Origin of the sequence: Sulfolobus acidocaldarius SUSAZ (genome assembly GCA_000508305.1) — an archaeon.
GTDB lineage: Archaea > Thermoproteota > Thermoprotei_A > Sulfolobales > Sulfolobaceae > Sulfolobus > Sulfolobus acidocaldarius_A.
The window spans coordinates 1,838,619-1,858,258 of record CP006977.1 but is presented as its reverse complement, the minus strand read 5'-3'; the positions used below and the strand labels follow the sequence as shown (position 1 = coordinate 1,858,258).

7 protein-coding genes and 1 CRISPR repeat array are annotated in these 19,640 nt (G+C 36.5%); all 7 genes read left to right on the top strand.

Annotated features, from left to right (window positions below):
• The first annotated feature begins 363 nt into the window (after positions 1–363).
• Positions 364–936: a CRISPR-associated protein Cas4 gene (locus SUSAZ_10240; GenBank protein ID AHC52230.1), complete on the top strand. Its 573-nt coding sequence runs from the start codon at positions 364–366 to the stop codon at positions 934–936.
• 435 nt (positions 937–1,371) lie between these two features.
• Positions 1,372–12,291: direct repeats of the CRISPR family, unit length 25 nt; unit sequence GATGCATCCCAAAAGGGATTGAAAG.
• A gap of 167 nt (positions 12,292–12,458) precedes the next feature.
• Positions 12,459–13,358, top strand: a complete 900-nt coding sequence (locus SUSAZ_10235) for a CRISPR-associated protein Cas1 (protein ID AHC52229.1) — start codon at positions 12,459–12,461, stop codon at positions 13,356–13,358.
• Positions 13,359–13,392: 34 nt separating this feature from the next.
• Positions 13,393–13,677: a CRISPR-associated protein Cas2 gene (locus tag SUSAZ_10230; protein ID AHC52228.1), complete on the top strand. Its 285-nt coding sequence runs from the start codon at positions 13,393–13,395 to the stop codon at positions 13,675–13,677.
• A gap of 537 nt (positions 13,678–14,214) precedes the next feature.
• Positions 14,215–15,225, top strand: a complete 1,011-nt coding sequence (locus tag SUSAZ_10225) for a potassium transporter TrkA (GenBank protein ID AHC52227.1) — start codon at positions 14,215–14,217, stop codon at positions 15,223–15,225.
• Positions 15,226–15,592: 367 nt separating this feature from the next.
• Positions 15,593–15,967, top strand: a complete 375-nt coding sequence (locus SUSAZ_10220) for a hypothetical protein (protein AHC52647.1) — start codon at positions 15,593–15,595, stop codon at positions 15,965–15,967.
• Positions 15,968–16,666: 699 nt separating this feature from the next.
• Positions 16,667–17,299 (top strand): hypothetical protein, encoded by a 633-nt coding sequence (locus SUSAZ_10215; GenBank protein ID AHC52646.1) that lies wholly within the window; start codon positions 16,667–16,669, stop codon positions 17,297–17,299.
• Positions 17,300–17,859: 560 nt separating this feature from the next.
• The gene (locus tag SUSAZ_10210) at positions 17,860–19,551 is read left to right on the top strand and encodes a hypothetical protein (protein AHC52226.1); all 1,692 of its coding nucleotides are present in this window, start codon (positions 17,860–17,862) and stop codon (positions 19,549–19,551) included.
• Positions 19,552–19,640 lie beyond the last annotated feature (89 nt).

The following is a 19,640-nucleotide window of genomic DNA, read 5'->3' as shown; positions in this document are numbered from 1 at the left end:
GTATTTTTAGGGTGAGGACGAGTTTATTTTATGAGGATGAGAACGTGAATAGGTTTGATTTACTCACCCAAATTATCTCTTCCCTTTTAAGGTAAATGTTAAGCCAAGATTTCACTCATAGGTAGAATAGTAATGAATAAAATTTACTAATTTCATGAATTTTTGCCTTATAGATATAACTAAAAATGTTTAACTTCATGAACCCTTTTTTGTGTCGTTTAATGAAAGATAAGCAACTACTTTGACCTCTAAAGTTAAACCTTTGTTGTAAAAGCCTTTTGCCTAATCCCCCAGAAAGTTGAGAAAAGGTAGACTATTTACCGTAGACTCCTTATTGAATATAAAAGACTTAGACTATATTATATTATGATTAGCGGGATTACAATAAAACATTACGTCTTCTGTCCTGCAATTATTCAAATAGAGAGTCTCGGCTTTGAAGAGAGAACAACTGAAGCCATGATCGAAGGAGATGAAGTAGATAAAGAGAAAATTATGAGTTTCCTCTACCCAACACTTAAGGCTAAGGAAATAATCAAAAAACCAGTGCTCAGATATAAGGATCTAGTTGGAGTACCAGATTATATCCTAAAGTTTTCTTATTACAACTCTCCGTTAGACCTCAAGAATAGTAAAAGAGTTTCTTTAGACCATAAGTTTCAACTAATATTTTACTCCTACATCATGGAAAAGCTTAACATGATAGTTAAAGAGGCCTACCTTTACTACATACCTTTAAAAAGAATAGTTAGAATACCGTACACTACCCAAGATAAGGACTACATAGAGAAAATGATAAATAAAATAAGAAGTATACAAAAGAATAAAAACGAAAAGATTAAAGTAATTCAGCCTGCCAAAAAGTGCAAAAACTGTGGATTTTTCAATTATTGCAAACCAGTTAAAGTAGGAAAGTTTTATGAGAGAGAAATCTAGTTTTGTGTTGAAAATTTTTTATTTTTTGTTTGGTGTGTTTTTAGGTGGTTTCGTGTTTATTTAAATGTCTTTAAAAGGTTATTTGTTTCTTCTTGTGAATTTCTTTTCTTATATTCCATCATTTTTTAATGATTTTTTAACGTGATATTACTATGATAGTACTTTAGTTTAAATTAATTATAAGGAGGGAGTTCTATTTTCATGTTGGTAATAAAAACGTGAAATTTCGAGTCTCAATGCGGAAGGTTTGAAAATCTCTTCACAAATTAAACGTTTAAAAACACTCCATAACTTTCAATTCAATTAAAGGACCATCCAACCAAAAAAGGGAAAGAAAATTACTAGGAAATAGGGTAGGATGAGAAAAGTAGGAAAAAAAGTAAAACTTATTAGCAGAGAAGGAGAAAATAAGGAAAGAGATTAATAAACACATCAGATGCATCCCAAAAGGGATTGAAAGAACATTTTTAAATCTTCCCATTCTAACTGCGCCTTCGCCAAGATGCATCCCAAAAGGGATTGAAAGTTAAACCCTGTCTCTAGGCTGCTTAAAACAGTGTGACCTAGATGCATCCCAAAAGGGATTGAAAGACAGATACTGCAAACGTAGAAAATGTTGCAATCGGCTATGATGCATCCCAAAAGGGATTGAAAGATATTTCTGCAATTATTATCCAACTCGTAATAAATTCTGATGCATCCCAAAAGGGATTGAAAGGTGCATATGGCTATTTAAATTATATAACCGCTACAATGATGATGCATCCCAAAAGGGATTGAAAGAGTATTTAGTAACCTGAGTGCTGATGAATTGAAAAAAGGGATGCATCCCAAAAGGGATTGAAAGTTCGTTATCTTCACAACTTTGATACCCCACTTCATAACCTGATGCATCCCAAAAGGGATTGAAAGCATATAAATGTTCTCATCAACGGCACTACGCATTATATAAGATGCATCCCAAAAGGGATTGAAAGTCCCACACGGCTAGTGCCTGTTGGGCGATTGCCGAAACTCTGATGCATCCCAAAAGGGATTGAAAGTCGACAACATCTGGCGGGGCTCCCATATCCTCTAGGATGCATCCCAAAAGGGATTGAAAGCTAATATCCTTATAGAGCAATATTTCTGACTGAAAATCAGATGCATCCCAAAAGGGATTGAAAGTTTATTTGCTGTTCGTTGTAAAACCCCTGCCTTATTTGTGGATGCATCCCAAAAGGGATTGAAAGCACCAAAGTATGCGGTAACAACCCCAGAAATCTATTTCTGGATGCATCCCAAAAGGGATTGAAAGAAAAGGAGAAAATACTATTATGTTAATTGCTACTACTAAATGATGCATCCCAAAAGGGATTGAAAGGTTATTATTGTTGTGCCATTTAACTATGGAGATCCTGACTTCATCTGATGCATCCCAAAAGGGATTGAAAGCGAGTTTATAGTGACGTTGCAAGATAGAACGCTTACTTCTGATGCATCCCAAAAGGGATTGAAAGTTTAAGTAGTTATTTACATTTACATCATTAGTTCTGTCTTTGATGCATCCCAAAAGGGATTGAAAGTTCATTTTTTTATCCCCATGATATACTTAGTCCCGGGATGCATCCCAAAAGGGATTGAAAGATATCATGACCCAAATGTCTGCATCCACAGCAACTATAAAGATGCATCCCAAAAGGGATTGAAAGGTTAAGCCTTAAAATATATTAAGCCTTAAGCGCCACGGATGCATCCCAAAAGGGATTGAAAGTTGGAGCCGGCGCAGAATGTTGAAGTTGCGAAAGAACTTGATGCATCCCAAAAGGGATTGAAAGGGCTTAGGGACGTCTGAAAAACTCCCCGTGCCCGTTGGGGATGCATCCCAAAAGGGATTGAAAGTCATTAATCACCCCCGCATAAAACAATTTCTCTACCATCGTGATGCATCCCAAAAGGGATTGAAAGTCTAAAACCCTCAATATCAACCTCCTTTGTCATAACTTTCAATCCGATGCATCCCAAAAGGGATTGAAAGTATCATTTTTACATACCATTCCATTGGGTTATTATGATGCATCCCAAAAGGGATTGAAAGGGTTGTTCCGCCAAGTGCTACGCATTGCGCTACATATGACGGATGCATCCCAAAAGGGATTGAAAGGTGAATACTAAATACTAAATATGACATGTAAAAATTGCAGATGCATCCCAAAAGGGATTGAAAGTATTACTATTGCTACAGTGGCTAATATTGGAAGGTATTGGATGCATCCCAAAAGGGATTGAAAGTATTACTATTGCTACAGTGGCTAATATTGGAAGGTATTGGATGCATCCCAAAAGGGATTGAAAGATATAATTGAGTGGAATATATTATAGTATTCATTTTAAATGATGCATCCCAAAAGGGATTGAAAGTGATATACTGTTAACTCACGTCTTATTTGTGCCTCAGTTTGATGCATCCCAAAAGGGATTGAAAGTTTCATCCAACTGTTTTACCTTCATGGTGATTGTAATATGATGCATCCCAAAAGGGATTGAAAGTTAGCATAACGCGGCTCTTCATATTGACTTAATATTTTTGATGCATCCCAAAAGGGATTGAAAGCATCAAGTAATGATAATGATGGTTTGTTTCCGGTCAATGATGCATCCCAAAAGGGATTGAAAGTTATCTCCTAAATCAGGAGGTTCAATCTTATTCAATGATGCATCCCAAAAGGGATTGAAAGCTTGAATTGACGCAATTATCTCAAAAAGCGCAGCTGGCTGATGCATCCCAAAAGGGATTGAAAGAAACAACATGAACCTTTGAGACAGCTTCATCGACATCCATTGATGCATCCCAAAAGGGATTGAAAGCGTACTTAATATAATCTCCACTTACCATCATTGTAACGTTGATGCATCCCAAAAGGGATTGAAAGATAATAATAAAAAGTTAAACGCTTAAAAGTTGAAATAAAATATAGATGCATCCCAAAAGGGATTGAAAGTTGATATCCTTGTAGTATAATACCTCTGAATCAAACGCAAAATCAAGATGCATCCCAAAAGGGATTGAAAGACGAAGTTATGGAGTGGACGGTGCAAAAGGTAAGGATATTGATGCATCCCAAAAGGGATTGAAAGTCGACAATCTCATGCATAATTACACCATGTTCCATCATGATGCATCCCAAAAGGGATTGAAAGGGTACCTTTTCAAGATTTGCCAGCCTTAACAATTTTTTAGATGCATCCCAAAAGGGATTGAAAGCTTCCGCCAACATCTTCCATGCAATTTCACGAATCTCCCACGATGCATCCCAAAAGGGATTGAAAGTGTGTATTAATAATTTATGATTCTCACTTCAATATTCGAGATGCATCCCAAAAGGGATTGAAAGTTAAACGCTTGGGCGAAATCTGGGTCTGACGGTAACGCTGGATGCATCCCAAAAGGGATTGAAAGAACCCTCTCTACTTTTACTCCTTATTTGGAAATCGTATATGATGCATCCCAAAAGGGATTGAAAGTCAACACGTACTCATCATACGCTGGCTGAATAACAAGATTATATACATTTGATGCATCCCAAAAGGGATTGAAAGGAAAAACCCCCAACACCCGCGGGGTTTGAATTTGGTTTTGATGCATCCCAAAAGGGATTGAAAGTACTTACGTATTTCAAAACCTCAAGGTATCGACCAAGATGCATCCCAAAAGGGATTGAAAGTACTTACGTATTTCAAAACCTCAAGGTATCGACCAAGATGCATCCCAAAAGGGATTGAAAGTTCCTCTCACTTAACGCGTATATTTTCGCCTTCATTTGTGGGATGCATCCCAAAAGGGATTGAAAGAGTGAAATTGTAATATACAATATATATCTCCCCTTATATGATGCATCCCAAAAGGGATTGAAAGCCTTATCTTCAGCATTGAGCGATTAACTGCAACTTGCTCGATGCATCCCAAAAGGGATTGAAAGGGGATCCTTACAACAATAGTGTCGCTTTAGCAGGTGCTGATGCATCCCAAAAGGGATTGAAAGCCAGTCTCTTCATCTGCTTTTCTGTAATGCCTCATTACATCGTGATGCATCCCAAAAGGGATTGAAAGGAGGTTACGCGCGCTAACCTACTGTTCTTAGCCTCTTTCTGGATGCATCCCAAAAGGGATTGAAAGAAGATACCATCACTAAACTCATATACTCTTGTTTTCCCCTGATGCATCCCAAAAGGGATTGAAAGAGAGATGATTAAGCATTTAGCACAGAGGGTGTGAGACCATGGATGCATCCCAAAAGGGATTGAAAGAATGTCACAGTGCCACACGTTGCATTATTCGCAATACGTGCATGATGCATCCCAAAAGGGATTGAAAGTTCTTTACCGGTCTTCTTTCTAGAAGACCCTTCTCTAGATGCATCCCAAAAGGGATTGAAAGATGATTTCGTTTTTCGTTTTGTTTCTCGCTCTTATTTCTTGATGCATCCCAAAAGGGATTGAAAGAGAAGAAGATATAATAGTATCTCGATATTTAGGTGAAAGGATTAGATGCATCCCAAAAGGGATTGAAAGATAACAAACCTTCCTCCTCGCATTGCCCTCTATAATAGTGATGCATCCCAAAAGGGATTGAAAGATATAAGTTGGTATTACGCAATGTTGTCTTCACATTATATTTGGATGCATCCCAAAAGGGATTGAAAGCACTCAAGTCTTCCATCAGCAGCTATTGTGGGGGTAGTTAAGATGCATCCCAAAAGGGATTGAAAGTTTTTATATATTCTTATTATCTTCACTATCCATGTCATTGGATGCATCCCAAAAGGGATTGAAAGATAAGACTTTCAATTCCATAGGCATCCACTACCATATCTGTCGATGCATCCCAAAAGGGATTGAAAGTGTATATAAGTTTCCCTAGTACCTCGTATACGAATACATGATGCATCCCAAAAGGGATTGAAAGCTACGCTATGGGTTGAGGGTGACTCAGAATGACACAATTAAGATGCATCCCAAAAGGGATTGAAAGCTTTTGCTATCTATACCAGTTGAAACTAACAGAAGTATGTTGGATGCATCCCAAAAGGGATTGAAAGCATTAAATAATTCACTCAGTGATTTAAAACTATAACGTGTGTGTTGATGCATCCCAAAAGGGATTGAAAGTTCATCTCACCCCACTCAGAAAAATGAATCTCTCTTACGATGCATCCCAAAAGGGATTGAAAGATGGTAAAGCCAACGTCAAACGGTAACCCATACGAAAAAATGATGCATCCCAAAAGGGATTGAAAGGACATCATTACCAAATGCAACCAAACCATTCCATACTTGTGATGCATCCCAAAAGGGATTGAAAGGTAGATATAACAGTTGTATTGATTTTACGGTACTTTTTGGATGCATCCCAAAAGGGATTGAAAGTGGCGAGAGCGAGTGTACCGTTATTATATGTTAGCCAGGATGCATCCCAAAAGGGATTGAAAGTTACCATTTCATTTACAATCTTCAGTATTCCTTCTTTAGATGCATCCCAAAAGGGATTGAAAGTGGAGTGTAAGCTGAGTGTGGTTTGTGTCTTCTTTTTTGGATGCATCCCAAAAGGGATTGAAAGATGCGTGGGTCGAGAGCGCTAGTAGTCTTTCCTCAGTTAACGTGATGCATCCCAAAAGGGATTGAAAGCAAAAGTGTTAAATGTAAGTGTCCAGACTACTTACTACTAGATGCATCCCAAAAGGGATTGAAAGGTAGATAATCCCCAAAGTTTAAGCCTCAATCACGTACTTAGATGCATCCCAAAAGGGATTGAAAGCAAACGTCTGCAGCAGAAGACGAGCTAACGAGTGTTGCTCGAGATGCATCCCAAAAGGGATTGAAAGGGGAAAAATATATCTATCCCGCGAAAACGCCTTACTTAAGATGCATCCCAAAAGGGATTGAAAGCGTACTATTTCCCTCGGTGCTTCGCAGTCTCGTTGAATTAAGATGCATCCCAAAAGGGATTGAAAGTAATATCCGGCACTCGCAAATTGTTCAATATACTTTAATTGGATGCATCCCAAAAGGGATTGAAAGGTATTGGCAAACTCGATTTCCGCTAAATCTTCTACTTTTGATGCATCCCAAAAGGGATTGAAAGAGGTACGGCGCCAATACAGATCAGTAACGGCATTTATGATGCATCCCAAAAGGGATTGAAAGTCATAAATGTGCAAGTTAACCCTCTTAGCCTCGATTAACCTTGATGCATCCCAAAAGGGATTGAAAGTATTTGTATATGCATTCAATACCTAATACGAATACGATTAGATGCATCCCAAAAGGGATTGAAAGTTTGTTTTTCTGCCAGTAACGCGATCGTGCTTACAATTTCGATGCATCCCAAAAGGGATTGAAAGGGTAACTGGCATAGACCAATTTATTGTTAGTGTACTCGTGATGCATCCCAAAAGGGATTGAAAGGTACTATTCACAATTGGATAAGCAGACGCTGGATGAGAAGTTGATGCATCCCAAAAGGGATTGAAAGTTGACATCTGTTAATGTGTCTATTAATTCGCTAAGTAATGATGCATCCCAAAAGGGATTGAAAGTGATCTAATATACTTCTGATTTCATCAATATTGATCTCTCTGATGCATCCCAAAAGGGATTGAAAGATAAAATTAAAACAAGGATTCGGAATTTATCTGCCATTAGATGCATCCCAAAAGGGATTGAAAGCAACTTTAATATGCCACGTCATTACCTCGTCTTTTCTTTTGTGATGCATCCCAAAAGGGATTGAAAGATTCATTTTGACCAATAAAAAGAACTTGCTTATTTTCTCGATGCATCCCAAAAGGGATTGAAAGCAGAGCTCTTTATTTAGTATAATAGGTTGAGATGTATTATTGATGCATCCCAAAAGGGATTGAAAGAGAAGCTGAAGACCAGTCGGCACTACCTCATTTGTGATGATGCATCCCAAAAGGGATTGAAAGTATTAGGCAGATCTTACGTTCATTATTATCGAGAGCTTGATGCATCCCAAAAGGGATTGAAAGTGCTATAGTAATATCATCATCTAAGATAATTTGCATATAGGATGCATCCCAAAAGGGATTGAAAGCTGTCAAATACTGTATGGCTCTTTCCTGAAGTTCTTGTCGATGCATCCCAAAAGGGATTGAAAGTTTGAGTATACCCTTACCATACCACGTTATTTAGAAATTATTTGATGCATCCCAAAAGGGATTGAAAGTTGGGTGGATATGCCCGTGCGCGGAACCAATATAAATGATGCATCCGATGCATCCCAAAAGGGATTGAAAGACACCCAATAAAGCATTTACTTTCGCGCGATATTGATTAAGATGCATCCCAAAAGGGATTGAAAGCTTTATTAATCCATTCTTCTGCGATTTTGTCAGTGTCCGGATGCATCCCAAAAGGGATTGAAAGATCTCTAGTTTGACTGTAATCGTCTTCCTTTCAGTATCAAGATGCATCCCAAAAGGGATTGAAAGCTAATATACTCTGACTCCATTATAATGTCAACAACTTCAGATGCATCCCAAAAGGGATTGAAAGTCTTCCCGCATAAAATGATCATAAAAATGTGCAATCACATGATGCATCCCAAAAGGGATTGAAAGAGAACAGAACTGGAAATAGGGTTCTTGGGACGCACACCCCACGATGCATCCCAAAAGGGATTGAAAGTATTTTACGCATTAATCTCCTTACTTTTACGACGTTAACGATGCATCCCAAAAGGGATTGAAAGGTTGTACACCTTTAACACATGTTTGCACATCAGCCCATGGATGCATCCCAAAAGGGATTGAAAGTAAAAGGTCATGTTAGAATATTACAAGATGATAAGGTGATATTTGATGCATCCCAAAAGGGATTGAAAGAGATTATAACTTCAACAACATATATAAAAGGCCACATAAAGATGCATCCCAAAAGGGATTGAAAGTTCCCTAATATATATATAATAAAAGGAATAGGGATAATTAAGATGCATCCCAAAAGGGATTGAAAGAAAAACGTCGTTTGCACATACTGTACATCGTAATGTAACTTGATAGGATGCATCCCAAAAGGGATTGAAAGTTAATAATAAACCTTTCATTATCAGTAACACTAACAATAGATGCATCCCAAAAGGGATTGAAAGCATCAATAGCCTACCTATCTTCTCTCTCTATTTACTGATGCATCCCAAAAGGGATTGAAAGGTACTACTCCAGTTTTCTGTTAGCCAGTTATTATCCAAGTGATGCATCCCAAAAGGGATTGAAAGAAGATATGCGAAGAATCATGATATTAATGACGTTAGACAGATGCATCCCAAAAGGGATTGAAAGGATTACTTAAGTAAGTACACTATGTATACTAGACAAATTAGATGCATCCCAAAAGGGATTGAAAGTGTATTTACTAACACACTGTAAATATATCCCCACTCATCAGATGCATCCCAAAAGGGATTGAAAGTAATACCCGTAACTCTCACATTCAGCCTTACCATCAAGATGCATCCCAAAAGGGATTGAAAGGATGTAGTTGTGATATTAGCTCTGAATAGAAGTCTTCCAGATGCATCCCAAAAGGGATTGAAAGTTTTTCTTTCCACTTTCGTTTTCGTTTTCACTCATATATTGATGCATCCCAAAAGGGATTGAAAGTGCTTCTATCATTATTTTATCCCTTGGTAGCAGTATTGGGATGCATCCCAAAAGGGATTGAAAGGTGTGTACTTTCTGTACCAACTTTAGCACTTTTACCGGGATGCATCCCAAAAGGGATTGAAAGATATGGAACAAACTGGTATTTCCGTAAGCGGTTATCAGCGATGCATCCCAAAAGGGATTGAAAGTATCCCGATTGTAATGGTGCGGAAATTGTAAATTGTCCATTGATGCATCCCAAAAGGGATTGAAAGTATCATAGAGTGGTGATAAAAAAAATGAGTAAAGCCCGATGCATCCCAAAAGGGATTGAAAGGCGGCTACTGTGGGGATACCAATTACCCCCCAAACCGCATGATGCATCCCAAAAGGGATTGAAAGTTTACCGTTATTGTATTTCCCCATATGGAAGACCATAACCGATGCATCCCAAAAGGGATTGAAAGAATCAAATATTATTTAATATTATAGCATACCCGGCGCCTGATGCATCCCAAAAGGGATTGAAAGAACACTAACATATCATACTTATCGTTTGGGTGTCTGGGAGATGCATCCCAAAAGGGATTGAAAGTCGTACTTGTACCACCGGATACAGTGGCTGTTATCGTTGGGATGCATCCCAAAAGGGATTGAAAGTATAATGCATCGATTGCACTTTCGGGTAACTTTATCTTTGATGCATCCCAAAAGGGATTGAAAGTATGTATTAGTATATGCTGTGTTGGGTAACCACAGTTCGGATGCATCCCAAAAGGGATTGAAAGTTGTTTTAAGCTAAACAATATGTTTATTGTATACGTATTGATGCATCCCAAAAGGGATTGAAAGATGATAACATTTAAGCCGGAGCAGTGAAGGCTGTTTTCGGATGCATCCCAAAAGGGATTGAAAGAGTCCATACGCAATTTTCTAACCCTGTTGATAACGCTGAGGATGCATCCCAAAAGGGATTGAAAGAATAAAACCCCACAGAGTGGGTTAACACAGGCGCTAGAGATGCATCCCAAAAGGGATTGAAAGTTAATTTTCTCAAAGACATGATCTCCATATCTTCTTCTTGATGCATCCCAAAAGGGATTGAAAGCTAACATTGGCAGTCCCATAGATTCTCAAATATTTAATGATGCATCCCAAAAGGGATTGAAAGCTTATTATGTTATTGTTGTTAATATATTTTGCGTTAAAAGATGCATCCCAAAAGGGATTGAAAGTTAAATGAATTGAAAGTAATAATATCAGATTATGAAGATCGATGCATCCCAAAAGGGATTGAAAGATTAATTGATTCGCATTCACATTAGTAAATATTATATATCTTGATGCATCCCAAAAGGGATTGAAAGTTACTAATGATGTTATCAACCCCTCCCTTTAAAAGTTCTTGGATGCATCCCAAAAGGGATTGAAAGGGGAAGACTGGGATTATGAGCATAACGCTAGCCGTAAGAAAAGATGCATCCCAAAAGGGATTGAAAGTTAACATATGACTCAACATTTCTGAATAAATCTATTATAAGATGCATCCCAAAAGGGATTGAAAGAAACTCGTAGTGGGGCTGATTCTTCTGTTGCTGTCTAGGATGCATCCCAAAAGGGATTGAAAGCGGTAGTATTCGCCTAAAGGAACTATCAAATATCTAGATGCATCCCAAAAGGGATTGAAAGTTGAAATACCATACCCCTTTGCTGACCCACCTCCTATTTTGATGCATCCCAAAAGGGATTGAAAGTCTTGGACATTAACTGAAAACTTATCGTACCTCATTTCTGGATGCATCCCAAAAGGGATTGAAAGGTGGCTAGGTCTGTGAGCTTAGGTCTTGTCGTGTAAGATGCATCCCAAAAGGGATTGAAAGTTTATCCTCATCTAACCCCTCACCATTACATACCACAAGATGCATCCCAAAAGGGATTGAAAGATCCATGAGAAAATTGATCAAAAAAAGTTAAAATTTTTAGATGCATCCCAAAAGGGATTGAAAGTATCAATATGTAAATACCCGGCAATACCTTATATTCCAAGATGCATCCCAAAAGGGATTGAAAGCTAGATTTATGATATAGTCCTTTAGGAATATCAACCAGTCATCTAGATGCATCCCAAAAGGGATTGAAAGATAAAAAGTTAAACGCTTAACAATTAAGCTATAAAACCTGATGCATCCCAAAAGGGATTGAAAGTTACTTAAAACCGTCACGAATATCCTAGCCAATCCTAAAGGATGCATCCCAAAAGGGATTGAAAGACCATTTCAGGCTCCGTGAATTTGGCGTCGCTCGTTGATGCATCCCAAAAGGGATTGAAAGTAGACTCCGCTTTTTAGCCCTTTTTGTAAATCTTTTATGATGCATCCCAAAAGGGATTGAAAGCCCCTTACCACAGCATCTGATACTAGTTCACGTAATGCTCGATGCATCCCAAAAGGGATTGAAAGTTAATCCATAGAGCATCATTAAAGAACAACCAGAATCCGATGCATCCCAAAAGGGATTGAAAGAATTGTTGTAATGCGTTTAGCCATGCCTCAGGTATTATTTTGATGCATCCCAAAAGGGATTGAAAGTAGTATCCAGAACGCGCAAATTCTTCAACGTAGCGTAGATGCATCCCAAAAGGGATTGAAAGCTCTAGTTTGCCCAGAGCTAGCCCTTAACACTTTCAGAGATGCATCCCAAAAGGGATGGAAAGTGTCTTAGATGTATCTTAGAAAGATTAATAGTCGTGTTTTCCCTTCCTCACGGCTCGATATGCTTATTTTTTAAATCTTTTTTCCGTAATACCAGTATTACTTACACCTTAAAATTATCGAAAATTTTACGCATTACGCTTATTAGTAGTGTTTCTAATTTCTAAATATGGATGATGGTAAGAAGATAGCTTTTGTTAAAGATTACGGTGCTTTCTTAAGGGTAAAGAAGGGGATGATAGTATGTGAACTTAAGGATAAAGAATTGTGGCAAGTTTCTCCTGCAGAACTTTCCTCAATTGTGATTTTGTCCACCTCCGTGATTTCCTCAGAAGTAATTAAACTTGCATTTCATTACGGGATCGATCTAGTCTTCTTTGAGAAATACGAGCCGATAGCTAAACTTATCCCAGCAAGATATGGGGGTTCAATGAAGCTTTGGATTAAACAAATAATTGCTCATAAGAAAAAGAGGTACATTTACGCTAGGGAGTTTATCTATGCTAAGTTGCACAACCAATATATGACGCTGAGATATTACGAGAGGAAGTATGGTTACGATTTGTCTTCTAGAAATTTAGACGAGCTAGGTAGGCAAGTTTTAGTGCTAACTGACATAAAGGAAATAATGAATAAGGAGGCTGAGGGGGCAAAAGTCTACTGGAGGGGTGTTGGAAAGCTTCTACCCAGATCATTGGGCTTTAAGGGTAGGAAGAAGAGGGTTAAGAATGAAGATCCCTTTAATGTAGCGTTAAATATAGGATATTCAATGCTTAGGAAGAGCGTTTATTCTGCATTAGTTTCAGTTGGTTTGAATCCTTACATAGGTTTTCTTCACAGTGTGAGGAGTGGTAGGATTTCTCTAGTGTTCGATTTAATGGAGGAATTTAGGTCTCCCTTTGTGGATAGAAGAATGATAAGTTTGGCTAGAGATAGTGAGGAGAAGATTAAGGATTTGAAAGAGATTTATTCAATTAAGTTTAAGGAGGATCTGATATATACGCAAGCTAGGAGGTTAGCTAATTCTCTTTTGAAGGATGAGGAGTATAGACCATTTTTGAGTAAGTGATAAAGAACAAACCTTTTGGGGAGGGGGTTGGAGTATGCTATACTTAATATTTTACGATATAACTGACGATCAGTTGAGGAGTAAGGTTGCGGATTTTTTGAAAAAGAAGGGGCTAACCAGGGTTCAGTTTAGTGTTTTCTTTGGTGAGGTAAATTCATCAAGGCTTAAGGACGTGGTAGCTGGATTGAGGATGTACTCTAAGAAGAGAAAAAGTGGGGAGAGGTTTAATGTATTAATTGTCCCTATCACGGAAAATCAGTTTAATCAAAGGATTGCGATAGGAGAGATAGTGAGTGAGGGATCTAGTATTTTGTGGTAAGACTGTGGTTATAATGAAGAGTGTTAATGTGAGATCTCTTTTCTGTGAATTAGCTATATACCATATGTGCTCAATCAGTGTTGGTGCCGTCATGTATAAATTATGGTTGTAATCCTATTTCAAAAGTGTATAATGCCAATGTGCACTTAGTGTGATAACAATTTTATTATTTTGATATAAATTGAATATCCAGAAAAATGTTTGAGTAACTTTATTAGTGAGAGAAGCTTAAGCATGGACTTACCATGGAACTCGACAACTAGATGGTTGAGAATATTCTTCATAAAACACAATTTACTCGAAATCTATTGGCATGAGTTGGTGATAGACTTTTCTGACCCTCTTTTTCCTTACTTTCTCGAAATCTGTTAGCATGAGTTGGAGTAAAATTTTATATAGGCTTATGAAATTGTTATTCAAACGTGAATTAGTCAGAATAATTGAGGCTTATGAAATTGTTGTCCACACATAGTTTTTTACTTAGTATGCTTGTCGCAAGTAAAAGCTTATTTAATATGATTTTGTAAAATGTAAATTGTGAATAAAAACGAGTTATGGAATAGAAGAATATTACCAATTATAGAAATTTTTGCATCACCATACTCAGTTATTAGAAAAATATATTTACAATTATTAATGCTAAGTATCATAGTATATATTATAGCCTTAATATTTGTTTATTATCAACATTTAGATTGGATTTCTGCAATTTATGCAGCCGTTAACGTTATAACGACCGTTGGACTTTACGCACCAGATATTTACTCCATGCCATCTCAAGAAAAGCTATTCTTAACTTTAACCATTGTTTTCAGTGTAGGACTATTTGCGAGTATGGCACAAACTTTAATTTTAACAATTGTGAATAGAAATACTTGGATTGATGCTAGGGCTAGATGGAGAGGTAAACATATGAGAGGTCATGTTGTAGTATTAGGTAATTCTAGAAGTGTATTGTCAGCTGTGAAAAAACTCGAGGAATTGGACAAGGATTATATTGTAGTCACAAATAATCAAGAAATTTATAAATTGTTAAAGGGAGATAAGGTAATCTTGGGAGATCCTAAAAATGAGGATAATTTAATAAGTGCTGGAATTGGTAACGCTGAGTCAGCTATAATAGCAATGGATGATGATTCGGAAACCCTTTTACTAACTTTAAAGGTACAGAAGATAAATCCACCATTAACAATAGTTACCGTCGTTAAGGACCCGTCAATGATGGATATTATGAGGACAGCTGGAGCTGATATCATCATACCGTTTGAGGAAGTTTTAGGGAGAATGATGGCTTCAGCGTCAGTATCAAAACAGTTTGCTGGTATGATTTATCCTACAAATAGTAGGGAGTTCGCAATAGGAGTTTTTGAGGTTAGAAGAGCTATAAAACTTAAAGATTTACCTAATGGTGTTATACCAATAGCGATATTAAGAGATGGTAAACTAGATCCCTATTTTGAAAAAGATACTCAAGTTAAAGAAGGGGAAGTTCTGTTCGTTTTAGGTGATCCATCTAAATTTAAGGAAGTTAACAAGTTAGTTCAATGATACGTAAATAACAAAAATACTCAGAATCAATCGATAAATCGAAATAAACTCCTTATATAAAGATATGAAATATAGAGCTGATTTAATCCGTTAATTTACAACATTATTTTATATAACCCACAATTTCTACATTTTTAATTATATTGAACCTTTTAAACTAACATTCGGCAAATACGCGTAAAGAATGTTTCCAGACGATAACTGACCTACTAAGGTCTAAGGTGTTACTCCCACGGAGTCACTCCATTGGTTGTGACGAGAAAAGAAAGAGGTTTTTTACGCGTCGACAATCTTCTTCACGCCTAATCTCATAATGTTTAACGCTTCGTTAACGTCGCTATGAAGCTTATGACCTAAAGGACAATTAATGACTCCTCTAGGCCTTTCTATCATATCTTCGGAAGAAGAATATGGGTTCAAAAGAGAAACCGAAATACATGTGAAAGAGTTTGTATCAATGCCATATTTGAATAAATCTGAATTAACTAAAAATCCTCAGAAAATTGTACTAAACTTAACTCAATACAAAAAGGAAGAAATCGCCAAGCAAATAGGACAAATTATATACAAAATAGTGGAAGAAATTACTACTTTTCTAAACGTCTGTTATATGGGTCGTTATCCTATAGAAATCCTCTATAGTAACACTCCAGTTCCTCGTGTTATAGGCTATTTCGAATGTGACGAAGTACTAAGATTAGCATACAAGTTAGTAAAGAGCTGTTCCAGTAATAGGAAATGATACTGTTATTGTAATTTACGATGAGCCTTCTTCTAACATGAGGAAAAATTTTCCGCTTATTTTGGAGGTAGCCTATATAAATATCTTGAAGAAACATAAGGAAAAATTTGCGAGAAGCACACATATCGCTTTATAATAGTGGAAAGGTGAACGACAATGATATATTTCAATCTAAAACCTAAATTTATGATAGAACATTTCATGAAAGAGATCTGCTTTGGCGAATCAAAAAATTTAGGGGTTTACAATTAGATATAGTTGCTTATGCTATGAGAAGAAAATATGTAACTGAGAGTGAAATGAGCCTAGTGGACAAATATATAGTAACTGACGAGTTGTATAAACTCATTTATAACAACCATGTGAAAATTAAAGACAAGATTACAAATAAAGACACGAAAGTTAGCCAGATTTCTCTCTACATTCGTTTTGTGTTAACTAATGCGCATTTTTCTAGTTGTAGAAATTATCGTTATAGAAGGATGTTAAGATAGGGGAATTGCCAGTGTAAAGTGCTTGAAAGTGTTAACCTCATCTCACTTCGCTTAACTCTTTTTATTCAAAGGGTGTTTAGTTAATGTTTAGGTGAATTTCGCCTCGGAGTAATCAACTTAGAATTAGAGATATTAAAGAGGGGCTTAAGACTTTTACTTTACCCTGTCCCCTTAAATAAGTTTATTAGCTTGTTGTGAGAATTTTATGAGTGTGAGTGTTACTAGGCAGTTGTTAGATGAGATAAGCAAAGACGAGAAGCTTTATGATGAGTTAGTTAAGAAGATAGCTGTTGGTATTGCCAAGGATGACGAGGTTAGGGTTTTAGTGTTGAATAGTATAATAAAGGACGTTGCTACTAAGAACGACATTAGAGAGCTGGAGAATGCAATAAAGAGGGATAAAGAGGAGTTGAAAAATGAGATAGAAGGACTAAGAAATGCTATAAAAAACGATATGAATGAGCTGAGAAACTTAACGAAAAGTGATATGGAGAATTTGAGGAATGAGACTAGAAAAGAGATAGAAGGACTAAGAAATGATATGAGAAAGGAAATAGAAGATCTGAGAAGCGAGGTGAGGAAAGAGATAGAAGGACTAAGAAATGATATGAGAAAAGAGATTGAGAATCTCAGGAATGAGAATAAAAAGGAAAATGAGAATCTCAGGAATGAGAATAAAAAGGAAATTGAGAACCTAAAAGTGTATTTTGATGCTAGGTTCGATGCCGTTGATAAGAGGATAGACGATTTGAGGAATGATATGAGGATGTACTTCTTTGGCTTCTTAGGAGGGATAGTGGCAACGTTAATAGCGATAATTTTGACTAAAGTGTTTTGAGTCAAGGCTTGACCTCTTCCCCTAAAGATAGCTTTACCAGTTAATTTTTATCAGGGAACTGATGGTGGGACTGACGTGAATATAGCCATAGACTATTACTAGGGATGTTAACAAGACGTGGTACGATTTAATTAAGGCATTTAGGGACTTAAAGGGTGAGGATCTGATCGTGAATACCTCATTTAACTTCACTGGGAACTACTTGTTAAGACTCCACAAGACGCAATAAGAAGTTTTGCACTAGGCGGATTTGACGCAATGTACATGCAGGGATGGCTAATTTACAAAAGATAAACCAAAATAACTTTCTATCGCGTCGTTTTCTCCTTCACTCTATTTATTAGGAAACATTATAAACCATTGTGTGAGGACAATAATTTTGTTATTTTGATATAAATTGAAATTTCTTTTTTGTGGAAAAGTATGTTTAGGACAAGTTCGTTAGTAAGAGGACATTAGCATTCAGAAGCTTAAGACTAGCAAGCTTGGAACTCAATAACAAGTTAAAAAAATATTCTTCCATATTACAGTTTACTCGAAATTGAATTTTATGGAGGTGAATGAAATTCTTGTTCACACTCAAATCTATAGGTGTTAGTTTGAATAAAATTATGGAGGTGAATGAAATTGTTGTTCACACACATAAGCTGAGTTATACTGATTTTTATACCCATATAACTGCACTCACGTTACATGAATTATTCCCATCAGACTGTAATACAATCTTTATTAATCTCTCAATCACCAATAATATCATGAGCTCTCAATCTTTATGTATCGTATACATTGCAGGTGATGTTAGTAGCTATAGGGTTGTTGACTACATTTTTAATGGAAATACATATACCAGCTTCTTTTCAGTACACGCACTATGGCTTGCCTTAAACCCAAAGAAAGTTATAGCGCTAGTTCCGGATAGTCTAATGAGGTTCGAATGTGACGATAAAGAAGTTAGTACTACTCAGGCTATTGAGGACACATACAAAAAATTGTTAAGCAATAAAGCCACCAATGTATCGTCACTAAATTCTAGATTTCAAATTTCTAGCTTTAACCAGCTACTGAATTATATAAAAGTAGAATACATACCTAACGTAGGTATTGGACGGACTTCAGTTGTCAATTGTCAAGGTCAAATTATCAAACAAGTTGACTATAGAGAATCAAGAGATCCAACTTTTATCTATAACGTAGTTTACGCAATATTGAACAAATACCATTCAGAGGAAGGATGTGAGAAGTTTATCGTAGATTTAACTCATGGCACAAACGTTTTAGTATCTACCCTTCTAGCTGCTGCTGCACATTTCGACGACTCAGATTTTTACGCAGCGCCTATAATGGGACTTCCTACGAATACTCAAAATATTCAAGTTGAAATAGTTGAACTAACAAATTTGGTAAAAGCATTAAAAGATTCGCTTAAGATAAGATTATCAATAGATAAGCTTGATGAAAGATATTCAGTCGACTATACTAAAAACTTAGGGAGTTTAAATCCAAATAATTTTAATCAGAAGCATAAAAATCTTATCGAAAAAATAAAAAGTACTAATATAAACAAGGTCAATAATCTTCTATGGTATTTGAGAAACGGCTACGTACCTAAAGCGTTAGAATCCACGGATGAGCTTAGCAATTACATAGAAAATCTTCAGAAAGACGTTAAAGATCTCACTCAGATTTACCTGAACTGGAACAATCCAGACAACGCTAGTTTTCAGAATGTGAGGTATATACTCCTTCCCAACTTCTACTCTACTCTTAAAGTTAGAGAGCTAATAGATTCAATTAAAGGCAAAAACGATATAGAAAGCATGAAAAATATATTGGACAAATATAAAGAGGTCGAGTATTATGATAAAGCCCTATCCTTAGCTAGAGAGTTGCCCGTAGTAGAATGCTTGGATAAAAAAGGAGGAGGAACTATTGATGATGATGATAAGAACTATAAGAAATGTCAAAAATCTGTTGATAATTACATAAAAGAACGTCACAATAGGATAATGACGTTCAGAAACTATCTAATGCACAGCGGGCTTTCCACGGACCTAAAGATTAAAGTTAAGGATGGAAAACTTGGGCCAAACACCGCTGGAAATAATTTTCCTGATAAAAACCGTATTAGTAATTACGTTAGAAATGAACTTAAAAAAGATGTAGAAGATGTGATAAATAATTGTTGCGCGAAAAATTCAATTTATATCAAAATAACAAAATTCTTGTCTGCACTCAAGAAGTCAGCTTCTTAATCCTTACGATAAAATACCACTCTTTTAAGTATTCATTTTTCTTGCTTTCATATTTCTATTTGTGCCTAGATTTATTTCAACAGTCTTTT

Excerpts from the sequence above, each read along its gene's own strand:
- SUSAZ_10220 (AHC52647.1), top strand. The coding sequence starts at position 15,593 with ATGACTCCTCTAGGCCTTTCTATCATATCTTCGGAAGAAGAATATGGG.
- SUSAZ_10215 (AHC52646.1), top strand. The coding sequence starts at position 16,667 with ATGAGTGTGAGTGTTACTAGGCAGTTGTTAGATGAGATAAGCAAAGAC.
- SUSAZ_10210 (AHC52226.1), top strand. The coding sequence starts at position 17,860 with ATGAAATTCTTGTTCACACTCAAATCTATAGGTGTTAGTTTGAATAAA.
- SUSAZ_10235 (AHC52229.1), top strand. The coding sequence starts at position 12,459 with ATGGATGATGGTAAGAAGATAGCTTTTGTTAAAGATTACGGTGCTTTC.
- SUSAZ_10230 (AHC52228.1), top strand. The coding sequence starts at position 13,393 with ATGCTATACTTAATATTTTACGATATAACTGACGATCAGTTGAGGAGT.